The 16,097-nt window shown below is 38.2% G+C and carries 11 protein-coding genes and 2 pseudogenes; 11 read left to right on the top strand and 2 right to left on the bottom strand.

All coding sequences use genetic code 11. From position 1 onward, the window contains the following. Positions 1-66: 66 nt before the first annotated feature. Both tatC and N4G44_RS11145 read right to left on the bottom strand, forming a co-directional pair. Complete coding sequence (gene tatC / locus N4G44_RS11150; RefSeq protein ID WP_474926807.1) at positions 67-876, bottom strand: twin-arginine translocase subunit TatC; 810 nt, start codon at positions 874-876, stop codon at positions 67-69. Between the two features lie 229 nt (positions 877-1,105). Then, a complete protein-coding gene (locus N4G44_RS11145) occupies positions 1,106-2,065 on the bottom strand; it encodes a KpsF/GutQ family sugar-phosphate isomerase (protein ID WP_474926805.1) in 960 nt (319 codons plus the stop codon). A 158-nt stretch (positions 2,066-2,223) separates the two neighbouring features. On the opposite strand from N4G44_RS11145, the gene recQ reads away from it, so the two are divergent. The 11 genes and pseudogenes from recQ to N4G44_RS11090 all read left to right on the top strand — a co-directional run bounded on the left by recQ (position 2,224) and on the right by N4G44_RS11090 (position 16,084). Then, positions 2,224-4,428: a DNA helicase RecQ gene (gene recQ / locus N4G44_RS11140; protein WP_474926803.1), complete on the top strand. Its 2,205-nt coding sequence runs from the start codon at positions 2,224-2,226 to the stop codon at positions 4,426-4,428. Between the two features lie 624 nt (positions 4,429-5,052). Continuing rightward, on the top strand, positions 5,053-6,132 hold the full coding sequence (locus N4G44_RS11135; protein ID WP_474926801.1) for a glycosyltransferase: 1,080 nt from the start codon (positions 5,053-5,055) through the stop codon (positions 6,130-6,132). A 60-nt stretch (positions 6,133-6,192) separates the two neighbouring features. Beyond that, positions 6,193-6,537, top strand: coding sequence for a hypothetical protein (locus N4G44_RS11130; RefSeq protein ID WP_073059577.1), 345 nt, complete (start codon positions 6,193-6,195; stop codon positions 6,535-6,537). Positions 6,538-6,590: 53 nt separating this feature from the next. Next, entirely contained in the window at positions 6,591-6,977 is a 387-nt protein-coding gene (locus N4G44_RS11125) for a cupin domain-containing protein (protein ID WP_073059576.1), read from the top strand. A gap of 128 nt (positions 6,978-7,105) precedes the next feature. Further along, complete coding sequence (gene lpdA / locus N4G44_RS11120; RefSeq protein ID WP_343608721.1) at positions 7,106-8,509, top strand: dihydrolipoyl dehydrogenase; 1,404 nt, start codon at positions 7,106-7,108, stop codon at positions 8,507-8,509. A gap of 221 nt (positions 8,510-8,730) precedes the next feature. After that, positions 8,731-9,554: pseudogene (locus N4G44_RS11115) on the top strand (CvfB family protein). Between the two features lie 227 nt (positions 9,555-9,781). Further along, a complete protein-coding gene (locus N4G44_RS11110; protein ID WP_040994696.1) occupies positions 9,782-10,375 on the top strand; it encodes a TetR/AcrR family transcriptional regulator in 594 nt (197 codons plus the stop codon). A 95-nt stretch (positions 10,376-10,470) separates the two neighbouring features. Continuing rightward, positions 10,471-11,823: a TolC family protein gene (locus N4G44_RS11105; protein ID WP_073059570.1), complete on the top strand. Its 1,353-nt coding sequence runs from the start codon at positions 10,471-10,473 to the stop codon at positions 11,821-11,823. Between the two features lie 9 nt (positions 11,824-11,832). After that, on the top strand, positions 11,833-12,312 hold the full coding sequence (locus tag N4G44_RS11100; RefSeq protein WP_474926797.1) for an efflux RND transporter periplasmic adaptor subunit: 480 nt from the start codon (positions 11,833-11,835) through the stop codon (positions 12,310-12,312). Continuing rightward, positions 12,267-12,893, top strand: coding sequence for an efflux RND transporter periplasmic adaptor subunit (locus N4G44_RS11095; protein WP_474928328.1), 627 nt, complete (start codon positions 12,267-12,269; stop codon positions 12,891-12,893). The genes N4G44_RS11100 and N4G44_RS11095 overlap by 46 nt, the downstream gene beginning before the upstream one ends. A 7-nt stretch (positions 12,894-12,900) precedes the next feature. Continuing rightward, positions 12,901-16,084 (top strand): annotated as a pseudogene (locus tag N4G44_RS11090) (efflux RND transporter permease subunit). The last annotated feature ends 13 nt before the right edge of the window (positions 16,085-16,097 follow it).

Below are 16,097 nucleotides of genomic sequence, written 5' to 3'. Positions count from 1 at the left end.
GCCCGGCTTTAGCCGAGCTGTGATATGTAAACAATAAGTTTAAATCGAAAAATGTTTGGACTGGTATTACTTCTGTACTGCAGGAAGGTTTGCTGTATTTTTCTGTACTTTTTTGTAAGTAATATTACACATGATGATACTGAATTCATACAGGATCAGCAGCGGGAAGGCAGCCATAAGCATACTTAAAACATCGGCAGGGGTAATGATCGCAGCCACAACCATGATCAGAACAATAGCATGACGACGGTAAGTCTTCATAAACATCGGCGTTAAAATCCCTATGCTGGTAAGGAAATAGATAAGGATAGGAAACAGGAATATAACTCCCATTCCTAAAATGACCTGTAAAAAAAGAGTCGTATAATCGCTAAGATCATAAAGCGGAATAATAATATCTGAGATCTTAAAAATAACACCGAAATTTACAGCAAATGGAAGAATCAGGAAATAACCGCATAAAACTCCTGTCATAAACAGTATCCACACTGCATTGATAATAAAGATGGAATTCTTTCTTTCGTTAGGATGAAGAGCCGGACCTATAAATCTCCACAATTCCCACACAATATAAGGAAAAGCACCCACCAGACCTCCGAAAACAGAAACAGCCATCATGACGTTGAACTGCTGGTAAAGCCGCTGTACACGAACCGGAAAATCCTTCGGAAGGTGAATACTGTCTTCCCCTAAAAGCATTCTCGAAAAATGGTTAACCACCCTGAAAGTCGGAAAATCATTTCTGGTAGGCCCAAAAAAGATGTGGTCCATGATCCAGTTGATATTGAATCCCACAGCGATGGCAACAATTATAATAGCAATAATCGAGCGTACGAGGTGACCTCTTAATTCTCCAATATGCCCAAGAAAGGACATTTCTTTTTTTCGTCCATACTAAGTCTCTCTAAAATAGCAAACCCGTCAGAGGTAAGCCGTTTAAGTCTGCGAAATTATGAAATAATAATCAGTATTTAGAATTATTGATCGTGATTTTGTTTAAGCTTATCAATGAAACACCTTCCCGTTTGATTTTCAGAAAAAACAGACGGTATTTTAAAAACACCGTCTGTCGATTTATCATAATATAGATGAGTATTTAAATAAATTAATTGATTCCTTCATCAAGTAAGGTATGAAGATCAATAATCCCGAAATAGTTTCCGTTTTCAGTGACGATCAGCTGGCCGATATTATTTTCCTTTAAAATTTTCATAGCCTCTTTTGCCAAAGTATCCCTTTCGATCGTTTTAGGATTGGCGGACATGATGTCTTTTGCCAGGATTTTACTGATGTCGTCTCCTTTCATCAGCATTCTTCTCAAATCTCCGTCGGTGATTACCCCAATAATTTTTTCACCATTGGTCACCACCGTGATTCCATGGCTGGAGGCACTGATTGAAATAATAACGTCTCTTACCGGTGCATTTTCTTCTACCTGAGGTTTCTGAGGAGATAAGAACTGGTCTACTTTGGAGACAAGATTTTTCCCAAGGCTTCCTCCCGGATGGAATTTGGCAAAATCATTCTCCCTGAAGTTATTAAGCTCCATTAAAGCCACAGCCATCGCATCTCCTAAAGCCATCTGAATTGTTGTAGAACTTGTCGGAGCCAGTTTGTTTGGACAGGCTTCCACATCTACATGAGTATCCAGGATAATTTCGGAGAATTCGGCAAGCTTGCTGTTTTTATTTCCCGTCATCCCGATAAGGGCAGAAGAATAATCTTTTAAATAGGGAACAAGGTTAGCAATTTCCGGTGAGTTCCCGGAATTCGAAATACACAAAACCACATCCTGCTTCTGGATTACACCTAGATCTCCGTGAATGGCTTCGGAAGCATGCAGAAACTGTGACGGAGTCCCTGTAGAATTTAATGTGGCAACAATTTTATTGCCAACGTGGGCAGATTTACCGATTCCCACAACTATTAATTTCCCTTTTGCCGAATGGATAATTTCCACTGCCCGGGCAAAATCTTCATTGATCCTGTTCTTTAATTTTTCAAGTTCTGAAATTTCTATTTCCAAAGTGCTTTTGGCAATTGAAATAAGGTCGGTTCTTTCCATTTTATAATTTTAGAGCATACAAAAAATCCATTAAAAAACGTTATATTTAAAAAAGAATATTTAATATAAGTTTTATTTTTTATAAATTCGTTCGCTTTTATTTTAAGCAGAATTTTTATAACTTTGGGTTGGATGCAAATTTAGCAATAGAAAATTAGATGAACGCAAAAAAAGCCAATTTATCAGGCGAGTTGAAAAAGTATTTCGGGTTTTCTACATTTAAAGGCCAGCAGGAACAAATTATAGAAAACCTACTCGGTGGGAAGGATATATTTGTTTTAATGCCTACAGGAGGTGGTAAATCTTTATGTTATCAGCTTCCGGCACTTATTTCAGAAGGTACGGCAATAGTAGTTTCGCCCTTAATCGCGTTAATGAAGAATCAGGTAGATGCAGTGAACGGCCTTTCGTCTGATGACGGGGTAGCGCACGTTTTAAATTCATCATTAAATAAGACACAGACAAAACAGGTTTTTGACGATATTAAAGGCGGGAAAACCAAGCTTTTGTATGTAGCTCCGGAATCATTGATCAAAGATGATTATCTGGATTTCCTTAAAGAAGTTAAGATTTCTTTCGTAGCCATTGACGAGGCCCACTGTATTTCAGAATGGGGGCACGATTTCAGGCCGGAATACAGAAACCTGAAATCCATTATTGATAAGATTGCCGAAGTTCCGGTAATTGCTTTAACAGCTACTGCAACCCCTAAGGTTCAGGATGACATCCAGAAAACTTTAGGAATGAGCGATGCTTTAGTGTTTAAAGAAAGTTTTAACCGCCCGAATCTATATTATGAAGTACGTCCAAAAGTCAATGTAGATAAGGAGATCGTAAAATTTATCAACCAGCATAAAGGAAAATCGGGAATTGTTTACTGTTTGAGCAGAAGAAAAGTGGAAGAATTTGCCCAGCTTTTACAGGTAAACGGTATTAATGCGCTTCCATACCATGCAGGTCTGGACCAGAAAATAAGAGTAGCCAATCAGGATAAGTTCCTCATGGAAGAGGTGGATGTTATTGTAGCTACAATTGCTTTCGGAATGGGAATTGACAAACCGGACGTGCGTTTTGTGATCCATTATGATTTTCCAAAATCTTTGGAAAGTTATTACCAGGAAACAGGAAGAGCAGGAAGAGACGGAGGAGAAGGCCACTGCCTGGCATTTTACGATCCGAAGGATATCGAGAAACTCGAAAAATTCCTTGCCCAGAAACCTGTTTCTGAAAGGGAAATTGGGCTGCAGCTTTTAAACGAAGTAGTAGGATATGCCGAAACTTCAATGAGCAGAAGGCAGTACATTCTTTATTATTTCGGTGAAAATTTTGATCCGGTAAAAGGAGATGGAGCCAATATGTGCGACAATTCCTCCAATCCTCCCAAGCTGAAAGATGCAGCTGCAGACCTGAAAAAGGTTTTGAATCTCATTAAAGATACAGGAGAAAAATTCAAGTCGAAAGACTTAATTTCGGTAATTGCCGGTAAAGAAAATGCAGTTACGAAGTCATATAAGCTCGAGCAGACCTCTCATTTCGGTTTTGGAAAAGAAGAAAAAGATAATTACTGGAAAACCATTTTAAGACAGGCTACAGTTCAAGGTTTCCTGCAGAAGGATATTGAGACTTATGGTGTTTTAAAAATGTCTGAAAAAGCTAAAAATTTCCTGGAAGGCAAATCTTCGGAGCCGTTTTTAATTGCTGAAGACAGGGAATTTGACCTTACCCAGGCTAAGGCGGAAAGTGAACAAGGACAAATGCAGGCCAGTACTGGTTTAGACCAGAACCTTTTCGGCCAGTTAAAAGATCTGAGGAAAAAAGTAGCTAAAAAACACGGAATTCCACCTTATACGGTCTTTATGGATCCCAGTTTAGAGGATATGACAGTTCAGTATCCTGTTTCACTGGAAGAAATCGCCAAAATTTATGGAGTAGGAGAAGGAAAAGCTAAAAAATATGGTAAAGAATTCGCGGACTTTATTAAAACCTATGTGGAAGACAACAATATCGAGCGTATGCAGGATATGGTGCTTAAACAGGTGGCCAATAAATCCAGCCATAAGGTTTTTATTATCCAGAGTACCGATAAAAAGATTGATCTTGAAGATATTGCAAGAGCCAAGAATCTTTCCATGAACGAACTTCTGAAAGAAATGGAAAGTATTGTTTATCAGGGAACAAAACTCAATATCGATTATTATATTGAAGACAATTTTGATGAAGATATTGTAGACGGCTTCATGGAATTCATGACCGAATCTGAAAGCGACAGCATGAAAGTGCTCCTTGACGAATTTGGAGATGAGCTTTCTGATGAGGAAGTAAGAATGCTAAGGATAAAATTCATCAGCGATGTAGCTAACTAAAGAACAAATTAGAATACAATAAAAGCCCTTATAAATAGGGCTTTTATCGTATTTAAAAGTTTATGATAGAGATAAGTTAATTTATATGGATTTTTTAAAAGACATTATACCATAATTTTATTTTTTTTAATAATAGCAATAATTTGTTATGATATTTCAGTAAGACAGGACTTAAAAAAAGTTACAAGAATGAAGGAGAATATGCAATTGGCAAAATAAATAGCATTAAAGGATACGGAAGAGGTACAGGTTTCTTTTTTTATACACATTTAAAGTAGGGGATAAGGATTATAAAGGACGATCTATGGTAGATTTGTCGTATTCCGAAGCTAAGAAGAATATAGATAAAAGATTTTTAGTACTATACTTAAAACATAATATTTATAACAATGTACTATATGCTTCTATTCCTGTTAATGATAATATAAAAAATAATTTTGAGTTGCGTAGATGGGTTTCTCGTTATCCTGCTATTCAATCTAAGCTAGACTCTATCCCAGGGTCAGGTTTTTTCTTTGAAAATTATTTCTAAGGTAGCAGAGACTTTTATATTTTGCTGACTTTATTCTTTAGTGTAAGGAGGAATATTTGAAAGATAACTAAACTTTTTACTAACTTTAACTGATGAAAAAAATATCTGTCATATTTATTCTGCCGGATCTGGAAACCGGTGGTGCAGAAAGAATTGTTACCACCATAGCCAATCATCTTTCCAGGGACCGGTTTGAACCAAAAATCCTGCTGCTTCGCAAACAGGGCGGATATCTTAATTTTCTTAAAAAAGATGTTGAAATCATAGACATCAACACAGAAAGGATTAGACATTCCTTAAAACCTATTTTGGGGGAAATCTACCGCAGGAAACCGGATATTGTGTTTTCAGGCTTTGGTGAGGTGAATGCTTACCTTTCCCTTTTTATCAAATTATTTCCGAGAACAAAATTCATAGCCCGCGAAACCAATGTGGTAACGCAGCATGTAACCCGGAAAGAAATTAAATTTTTCTACAATTTTTACAATAACTATCAGAAAATCATTGCGCAGAGTGATGATATGATGCACGATCTGGTGGATAATTTTAATATAAAGAAGAAAAAAATTGTCAAAATAAACAATCCCGTAGATTTTGATTTTATCAATGAAAAACTGGCCGTTTCCTTAAAACCGGAAAGCTTTAAATACAACTATAAAAATGTAGTGGCTATAGGAAATCTCTCTGCCAGAAAAGGTTTTGACAACCTGTTGAAAGTATTTTCAAGGCTTAAAAATGAAAATATTATGCTTCATATTTTAGGTGACGGTAAAGACAAAGAAGTATTGCATCAAATGAAGGATTTTCTGGGGCTTAAAAATGTTATCTTCCATGGCAGACAGGATAACCCTTACCAGTTTTTAAAGTATGCAGACCTTTTCGTCCTTTCTTCCAGGTATGAAGGCTTTCCGAACGTTCTTTTGGAAGCAGGCGCCTGCGGGACCTATTCTCTGGCGAACAACTGCCCGGGCGGTATCAATGAAATCATCCAGCATCAGGTGAATGGTGAGATTGCTGACATTGAGAATTATGATCATTTCTCCCAGAAAATAATGAAAGTCTTACAGGGAAATTATAACCGTGACGGGATAAAAAACTCTATCAGATCAAGGTTTTCAAAGGATATTATCCTGGATAAATATGAGAAGGTCCTGCTGGATTTAATGAAGTAGTATTTGTCTTATGGAGCTTTATTTTCTTAGATTTGAACCTGGTAAAATCAATAACAATCAATGAAGAAAATCCCTAAAATAGGATGCGCTTGCGAAAAGCCTGATTTCAATTATACAGAATACAGAAGCTCGGAATTAGGTACGGATCATACGAACGGCAGATATGGAGAAGTAACGATTCAGCAGTGTAAGCTGTGCCAGAGAATATGGATTCATTATTTTGTTGAATTTGAGCATTTTCCTAAATCAGGAAGATGGTACAAAGGAATTGTTTCGAAAAAAGACCGTTCGCAGATCACCCCGGAAAATGCAGTAGAATATCTGGAAAGCCTTGAATGGTATGTTTATGGAGGCTCTTTTTTTGAAAGTACAGGAACTTTCGGACAGGGAAAATTGAATGTGTAATATTTTTCATGCTGACCTAAAAAAGATAAGCATTAACATTAAATACTAAATCAATGAAGCCATTTATAATTGTTATTCTGATGCTGAATTCTGTCACAGTGATCGCTCAGCAAAATCAGATCTCCAGAAAGGAGTTGTTGAAAGCTGCCATTAATCAGAAAGTGAAGACTACCGAAATTCAGGAAGTAACGCTGGCACCGGGATTGGAAGTTCCAAAGCATCTGCACCCGTGTCCGGTAGTGGGTGTCATAAAATCCGGGGAAGCTGTTTTTCAGATAGAGGGGCAGCAAAAAACAATTCTTCATGAAGGAGACGCTTTCTATGAACCCAAAAATGCAAAGATCCTTCACTTTGATAATGCATCAGCGGAAAAGCCGCTTGTTTTTACAGCGATCTACCTGAAAGAAGGAAAGGAAGAAAACATAAAATTATTAAAATAGCAGTTTCACAGATCAGCCATCTGAATTTCCAATCTTAAAATTGATAAAACTCACTTTGGTGCTTGGTAATTTATATGTAAATTTGTGAGAATTAAGAAAGATAATAATAAACAAATTCATACAATAACATGAGTCAATTCGATGTTACCGTAATAGGTTCCGGTCCTGGAGGTTATGTAGCTGCTATCCGTGCGGCACAATTAGGTTTCAAAACAGCAATTATTGAAAAATATCCAACTTTAGGCGGAACTTGTCTTAACGTTGGATGTATTCCGTCAAAAGCGCTTTTAGACAGCTCTGAGCATTTCGAGAACGCGAAGCACAACTTTGCAGGCCACGGAATCATTATCAATGAGCCGCAGGCTGATATTGCAAGAATGATCGAGCGTAAGAACGAAGTGGTAAAACAGAATACAGACGGGATTAACTACCTGATGAGCAAAAACAAGATCACTGTTTTTGAAGGATTGGGAAGCTTCGAATCTGCCACTCAGATCAAAGTGACAAAAAATGATGGTTCTTCAGAAACTATCGAATCCAAATATACCATTATCGCAACCGGTTCCAAGCCGTCTTCTTTACCTTTCATTACCCTGGATAAAGAAAGAGTGATTACTTCTACAGAAGCATTAAACCTTAAAGAAATTCCTAAGCACCTGGTAGTAATCGGTGGAGGAGTAATCGGTCTTGAATTAGGTTCTGTATACTTAAGATTGGGAGCTCAGGTAACTGTTGTTGAATTCATGGATAAGATTATTCCGGGAATGGATGGAGCTTTAAGCAAGGAATTGACTAAAGTTCTTAAGAAGCAGGGAATGAAGTTTATGCTTTCTACAGCTGTTTCAGCAGTGGAAAGAAACGGAGATACTGTAAAAATCACCGCTAAAGATAAAAAAGGAGAAGAAGTAGTTGTAGAAGGAGATTACTGTTTGGTTTCAGTAGGAAGAAGACCTTATACAGAAGGTCTTGCTCTTGAAAAAGCAGGAGTGGAACTTGACGAAAGAGGAAGAGTGAAAGTAAACGACCACCTGCAAACTAACGTAGCTAATATCTATGCAATCGGTGACGTTATCAAAGGGGCAATGCTTGCTCACAAAGCTGAAGAAGAAGGAGTTCTGGTTGCTGAAATACTGGCAGGGCAGAAACCTCACATCAACTATAACCTTATTCCTGGCGTTGTGTACACATGGCCTGAAGTTGCCGGAGTTGGTAAAACGGAAGAGCAGCTAAAAGAAGAAGGAGTAGCTTACAAAGTAGGTTCTTTCCCGATGAGAGCATTAGGCAGAAGCCGTGCGAGTGGTGATATTGACGGTCTTGTGAAGATTATTGCTGACGAAAAAACGGATGAGGTTTTAGGAATGCACATCATTGGAGCAAGAGCAGCAGACCTTATTGCAGAAGGAGTAATCGCTATGGAATTCCGTGCAAGTGCTGAAGACATCGCAAGAAGCTCTCACGCTCACCCAACCTATGCTGAAGCTATTAAAGAAGCAGCATTGGATGCTACAGCAAAAAGACCGATTCATATGTAATTTTTTATTGAAAGATTTAAAAATTCAAATATTTAAAAATGAAAGAGAAGCAAAATGCTTCTCTTTTTTATTTGAGCAAAAAAATAGTTTATCCTTGTATTCTCTTTTGGAGCTATTTTTAAACATTAACAATGCTGATAGGACAGCTGTCGAAACAGTAAAACAGGATATATAGTTTAAAATCTTCAATTTTCCGTACCTTTGTGGCTAATTTATATTCAATGCAACTCGGAAAAACCCAGACTTTAAAAATTTCAGATAAAAACAATTCAGGATGGATCTTGACGGATGAATCAGGCGAAAAAGCTTTTTGCCTAAAGTTTTCACCAATGATGAAAAAGAAATTGATGAAGAAATTGAAGTCTTTGTCTATCAGGATGACGGTAAATTAAAAGCAACCACTGAAATTCCATTGGCAGAAGTAGGCGAATATGCTGTAATGAGCTGTGTACAGAGTCTTCCAAGCGGAGCCTTTATGGACTGGGGAATTATTAAAGACCTTTTTATTCCTTACAAACAACAGAAATCCAAAATTATTGAAGGGAAAAGATACCTGGTTTATCTTTATGTGGATGAAGATCTTGATCTGATTACCGGAACCACAAAATTCAAAAGAAATCCACAATATCAGGACCTTCCTTTCCAAAAAGGAGATAAAGTAGACCTGCTTATGATGAATGAAAGTGAGCTGGGCTGGAATGTAGTGATCAATAAAAAGTATATCGGACTTGTGTATGCATCGGATGTATTCAAGAAACTCTATCCTTTATCAGAAGAAAGCGGTTACATCAAAGCGATCCGTGAAGATGGTAAAATTGATGTTTCTTTACAGCCGGAAGGATTTGAAAATATAGATGAATTCAAACAGAAGATTCTGAACAAGCTGGAAGAGAATTATGGACTGCTTTATCTTTCGGACAAATCTTCTCCTGAGGAAATCAAAGATGAGCTTCAGATGAGTAAAAAGAATTTCAAAAAAGCACTCGGCGGACTTTATAAAGACAAGATCGTCGATATTTCAGAAGATAAAATAAGATTATTGTAAGAAAATACAGGCTGTCGTTAAGATAGCCTTTTTTATGATTTTAGCGTAGTAATAAAGACTTCGGCGGCCCTTTTGGGCCGCCGAAGTTCTTTATAAATTAATTTCTGTTCAAAATTATCATTCAAAAAACATGATGCATATCATAACAATTTCGTTTAATTATTTTGTTTAACAATTTTGTCAAAAATAAAATTTGATTTACATTTGCACAAAATTGTTTAACAATAATGTCAAATCAAGCAAAAAAAGACCAAACACAGGAATTGATCAAAGAGACAGCGAAGAATTTATTCTTTGTGAAAGGGAAGTTTGATGCTACTACCCAGGAGATTGCGGATGAAGCGGGAGTAAACAGAACACTGATTAATTATTATTTCCGCTCAAGAGATAACCTGATTCAGATCATTTTTGATGAAGCTCAGCGGGTGGAACAGGAAAAATCCAAGATTATCCAAAATGCAGATCTGCCTTTCAAAGTGAAGATCAGCAAGTTTATAGAGGGCAGTCTTTCCACCAGTCTTCAGTATCCGTATCTCGAAACTTACATTGTTTCACAGATCAATAAAGGAAATTGTCATCAGAAAGACATAGAAGAAGATGTGCTGGAAACCCTTTATAAAGACATCGAAAAAGAAATGGAATTAGGGAATATAGAAAAAATGGCTCCCGTTCAGTTTATCATGAATATGGTTTCTTTACTGGTTTTTCCGAGTGCTGTAAGACCTTTATTTATGGAAAATCTGATGATCAGTGATGAGGAATATGATAAAATTATTTCCGAAAGAAAAGACATCATTATCAATATGCTTTTCAAAAATTAAAAAAATGTTAAAGTATTTTGGAAAACGATACGTCAATTAGAAGTAAAAGCATTGAAAAGAAAAACTACATTAAAAAATAAACGAAGTATACAATTATGAAAAGAAAACGTATAACTGCTAAAAAGCTAAAAATTGGGATAGCTGCAGCATTTATGATTTTCGGCTTTTCATCGGTCTCTGCCCAGCAGCAGGTTTCTTTACAGGAAGCCATCAAGCAGGCACTGCAGAATAAAGCAGAAGCTAAAAAGGCCGCATTGCAGATCAAAAAAGCTGAATACAAGATTGATGAGGCCAGAGCCGGTGCCTTACCACAGATAAGCGCCACTGCAGGATTAACTTATAACCCTGTTATCCAGGAATCCTTGCTTGAATTTGGAGGTGAAAGAATCAGAGCCCAGCTGGGACAGCCATGGAGCTCAAGTGCTGTAGTTCAGCTTCAGCAGGCTATATTTGACCAAAGAGTTTTCACAGGTCTTAAAGCTGCAAAATCTACAAGAGAATTTTACGTTCTGAATGCCCAGCTGACCAATGAACAGATCATTGAAAATGTAGCAACAGCATATTATCAGGTTTTTGTACAGGAAGAAAACCTTAAAACAGTAGAGGCAAGCTATGCCAATACCGAAAAAGTAAGAAACGTGATCAAAAGCTTGGTAGATAACGGTTTGGCGAAAGCTATTGACTTAGACCGTACCAATGTACAGCTTACCAATATCGGTTCAAACAAACAGCAGCTGATCAATTCCGTTGAGCTTTCAAAAAATGCTTTAAAGTTTTATATGGGAGTTCCTATCAGTACAGATATCGAGCTTGAAGAAAAAACAATAGAACCGAGACCGGAACTTATTGCCAGTAACGTAAACCTTGAAGACCGTACAGAGCTTAAAGTATTAAATAAAAACAGAGAACTTCTGCAGTTTAACAAAAAAGCTACGGAAGCTTATCTTTATCCGACAGTGAATCTTACCGCAAATTATGGCTGGTCCGGTATGGGTAAAAAATTCCCTTTAACCAATGGCCTTAATAATGGTGTTCTTTGGAGTGATTATTCAGCCATCGGTTTAAATATCAACATCCCGATTTTCACGGGAGGGGCTACAAAAGCTAAGATCAACCAGGCTGAGATTGATATCCAGGATTTAGATGTGGATATTCAGAATACACAGTTAAGCTTAAGCTTGGATTATAAAAATGCCATTACCAATATGGAAAATGCATTAATTAATATCCAGAGTATGAAAGATAATGTGGATCTGGCAGAAAGAGTACAGAAAAATACTCAGGCCAACTATCAGTATGGTTTGGCAACCCTTACGGAAGTATTGGATTCTGAAAATGCTTTAACGCAGGCAAAACAGAACTATTCCAACGCATTACTGGATTACAAGCAGGCTGAGATCAAATTAATTAAAGCTAAAGGAGAACTGAACACACTACAAAACTTATAATAAACTAAAATGAAAAAAACTTTAATATATATCATCGTAGCAGCTGTGCTGATAGGTCTGGCAGCCTACAAGATTGCAGGAAATAAAGAAAAACAGACCCAGGAAGTAAAAGAAGTTGCCAAGCAGGTAGATAAGATCAATGTGAACGTTGTAACGGTTACAAGAGAAAATATCGATACCGATTACTCGGCGAACGGAACTTTCATTCCAAAGCAGGAAATGAACCAATCTTCTGAAATTTCAGGACGTATCGTAAATGTTCTTGTAAAAGAAGGATCAAGAGTTTCTGCGGGTCAAACTTTGGCAACGATTAAAAGAGATGCTATCGAGGTTGATATTACACAGGCTCAGAATAATCTGCAAAATGCAATTGTTGATAACCAGCGTTACGAAAATGCCTTTAAAACCGGAGGGGTTACAAAACAGCAGGTAGACAACTCAAGATTGCAGTTGAAAAATGCACAGGCAGCTGTAAGAGCTCAGGGGTAAGAGTAAACGATACCAGCATCCGTGCAGGGATTAGCGGAACCATTAACAAAAAAATGGTAGAACCGGGAACAGTTGTTTCAGTAGGAAGTTCAATGTTTGAAATCGTGAATATCAACAGTTTGAAACTTTCCGTTTTAGTAGACGAAAGCCAGATTGGAAAAATCCAGTTAGGGCAGGAAGTTCCGATTAAAGTAAACGTTTTACCGGAGGATTCTTTCGTAGGTAGAATTACATTCATTGCACCTAAAAGTGATGCTTCTTTAAATTTCCCGGTTGAAATTGAAGTTCAGAACAGAGGAAACCTGAAAGCAGGGATGTATGCTACCGCTACCTTTAAAACAAACAACGGAGCCGAAACCCAGAATATGTTGACTGTTCCTGCAGAAGCGTTCGTAAATGGAGTAAGTTCAGGTCAGTTATTTGTTGTTCAGAACGGTGTTGCCAAACTGATCAAAGTAACGGTTGGAAAAGTTTACGGAGATAAAGTTCAGGTATTAAGCGGTCTGAATGGAGGTGAGCAGGTGGTAACGAGCGGACAGATCAACTTAGACAACGGGTCTAAAGTGAATATTATAAAGTAGAAAGGGTATGAAGTTAGCAGAAATATCGATTAAAAGACCCTCGCTGGTTATCGTATTATTTACGATACTTACTTTGGGCGGGATCTTGAGTTACACCATGATGGGGTACGAATTGATTCCGAAGTTTGAAACCAACATGGTAACCATTTCCACGGTTTATCCCGGAGCTTCACCTGCAGAGGTGGAAACCTCCGTTACCCGGAAAATTGAAGATGCCGTTGGTTCCCTGGAAAACGTAAAAAAGTAGAATCTTCTTCATACGAAAGTTTATCCGTAATCATGGTTCAGCTGAACGACGGTGCGGATGTAGATTATGCTCTGAACGATGCCCAGAGAAAGGTAAATGCAATCCTGGCAGACCTTCCGGATGATGTGGATGCACCATCCCTGAATAAATTCTCGTTGGACGATTTACCGATTATCACGATGAGTATTTCATCTGATAAGCTGAACAGTAAAGACCTTTATGACCTTTTAGATAAAAAGATCGAACCTATTTTCTCCCGTGTAAACGGTGTGGCACAGGTAGATCTTGTAGGGGGCAGGAAAGAGAAATCCAGGTAAATCTTGATGAGAAAAAGCTTCAGGGTTACGGGCTTTCCATTGCAGACGTACAGCAGGCCATTCTTTCCTCAAACCTTGATTTCCCTACAGGTAGTCTGAAAACAAGAACGACAAAATCTACCATCAGATTATCAGGAAAATATAAGTCTATTCAGGAAATGAACAACCTTGTAGTTTCCAATAAAAATGGAGCTCAGGTACGTTTGTCAGATATTGCAACGGTTTTCGACTCTCAGAAAGATGCTGAAAAAGTAGCAAGATTCAACCAGTTTCCTACGATTTTGATGCAGGTTAAGAAGCAGTCGGATGCCAACGCGGTTGCTGTATCCGAAAGTGTTCAGAAGACCATTGCAACAGTAGAAGCAGCCTATAAAGTTCAGGGAGTAAAAGTAAAAGTGGTGAACGATACTACAGACTTTACCCTTGAATCTGCCAACCACGTTATTTTCGACTTATTCTTAGCGATTATCCTGGTGGCAATTGTGATGTTATTATTCCTTCACAGTATCAGAAATGCATTCATCGTAATGGTTTCTATCCCGGCTTCATTGGTGGCAACGTTCATCGGAATGAATTTAATGGGGTATACCTTAAACCTGATGAGTTTACTTGGTCTGTCACTCGTGGTGGGTATCCTTGTGGATGACGCGATTGTAGTACTGGAAAACATCTACCGTCACATGGAGATGGGTAAAAGTAAGATCAGAGCGGCCTATGACGGAGCTTCAGAGATCGGGTTTACCGTTGCAGCGATTACATTGGTAATTGTGGTGGTATTCTTACCGATTGCGATGAGTTCAGGTCTTGTGGCCAATATCCTTGCCCAGTTCTGCGTCACGGTGGTTATTGCAACGATGTTATCATTGTTGGCCTCATTTACCATTATTCCGTGGTTATCATCAAGATTTGGTAAGCTTGAGCATTTGACAGGTAAAAACTGGTTCCAGAAATTTATCCTTTGGTTTGAAGGTTTAATTGATAAATTCACACACTGGATTACAGGAATCCTTGAATGGTGTCTGAAAACCACTTTAAGAAGAATATCAACGGTGGTGATTACATTCATTGTTTTGATCGCTTCATTTATGCTGGTGGCATTCGGTTTCATCGGTGGTGAATTCTTCCCTCCGATTGACCGTGGACAGTTCCTGGTTCAGATGGAATTATCAAAAGATGCGACTGTTGAAAAAACTAACCAGCTGACATTAGATGTTGAGAAGTTTTTAAGAAACGATAAAGATGTGGTGGATCTGATCACAACGGTTGGTCAGCAGTCTACCGGTTTTGGTGGAGCTCAGGCTACAACTTACCAATCTGAGGTTCAGGTAAATTTAACGGATAAATCTGAACGTTCTGAAAGTACCAACATTAAAGCGGCAAAAGTAAAAAGAGCATTAGAAGAGAAATTCACAGGAGTTGAATTCAAAACAGCTCCGATCGGTATCATGGGTGCGGAAAATGCTCCGATCGAAATGGTAGTGACAGCTCCGGATAACGCGACAGCAGTAAAAGAAGCAACAAGAATCTTAGAATTGCTGAAAAAAGTTCCAGGTGCAGTAGATGCTGAATTATCAACAGATACCGGTAATCCTGAAGTTCAGGTAAATATCGACAGAGATAAAATGGCTTCTTTAGGATTGAATCTTTCAAGTGTAGGACAAACGATGCAGACTGCATTTAACGGAAATACAGACGGAAAATTCAGAGCAGGAGAGTATGAATATGATATTAACATCCGTTTTGGTGATGCAAACAGACAGTCTATTGATGACGTTAAAAACCTGATGTTTACCAATCCTCAGGGGCAGCAGGTTCGTTTGAGTCAGTTTGCTGAAGTGAAAATGGGTTCAGGACCGAGTTTGCTTGAACGTAGAGATAAATCTCCTTCTGTAAAAGTAAGAGCTAAAGCAGTAGGTAGACCTGTGGGTGATGTTGCCAATGAGTGGGCTAACCAGTTCATGGACAGCAAAAACAAACCTGTGGGAGTAGATTATATCTGGAGTGGTGATATGGAAAACCAGCAGGAAGGTTTCGGTACTTTAGGTATTGCTTTATTAGCGGCTATTGTATTGGTTTACCTGGTAATGGTTTCACTGTATGACAGTTTTGTATATCCGTTCGTGGTATTGTTCTCAATTCCTCTGGCAATGATCGGGGTAATGGTAATCCTTGCCTTAACAGCCAACTCACTGAACATCTTTACGATGCTGGGGATGATCATGTTGATTGGTCTTGTGGCGAAGAACGCGATTTTGATCGTAGACTTTACGAATGCCAGAAAAGCGGCAGGTGCCAATACGCATGATGCATTGGTTCAGGCCAACCACGCACGTCTTCGTCCGATCCTGATGACCACTATTGCGATGATCTTTGGTATGTTACCGATCGCGTTGGCAACCGGAGCAGGAGCAGAGATGAACAAAGGTCTTGCATGGGTAGTTATCGGTGGTTTGACATCGTCTCTATTCCTTACCTTGATCATCGTGCCGGTAGTGTATTCATTATTTGATTCAATTCTGAGAAGAATGGGTAAACATGAGAAAGTAGACTACGAAGCTGAAATGAAGGCAGATTATGTACATAAAGAACTAAGTGACGACGGATATACTCCTAAGCACGTAGATTAATATAACAACCTTA

The sequence above is a fragment of the Chryseobacterium sp. GTID13 genome, from assembly GCF_056172655.1.
The sequence above is the reverse complement of the archived record's forward strand: the minus strand, read 5'-3'. Positions and strand labels throughout refer to the sequence as shown.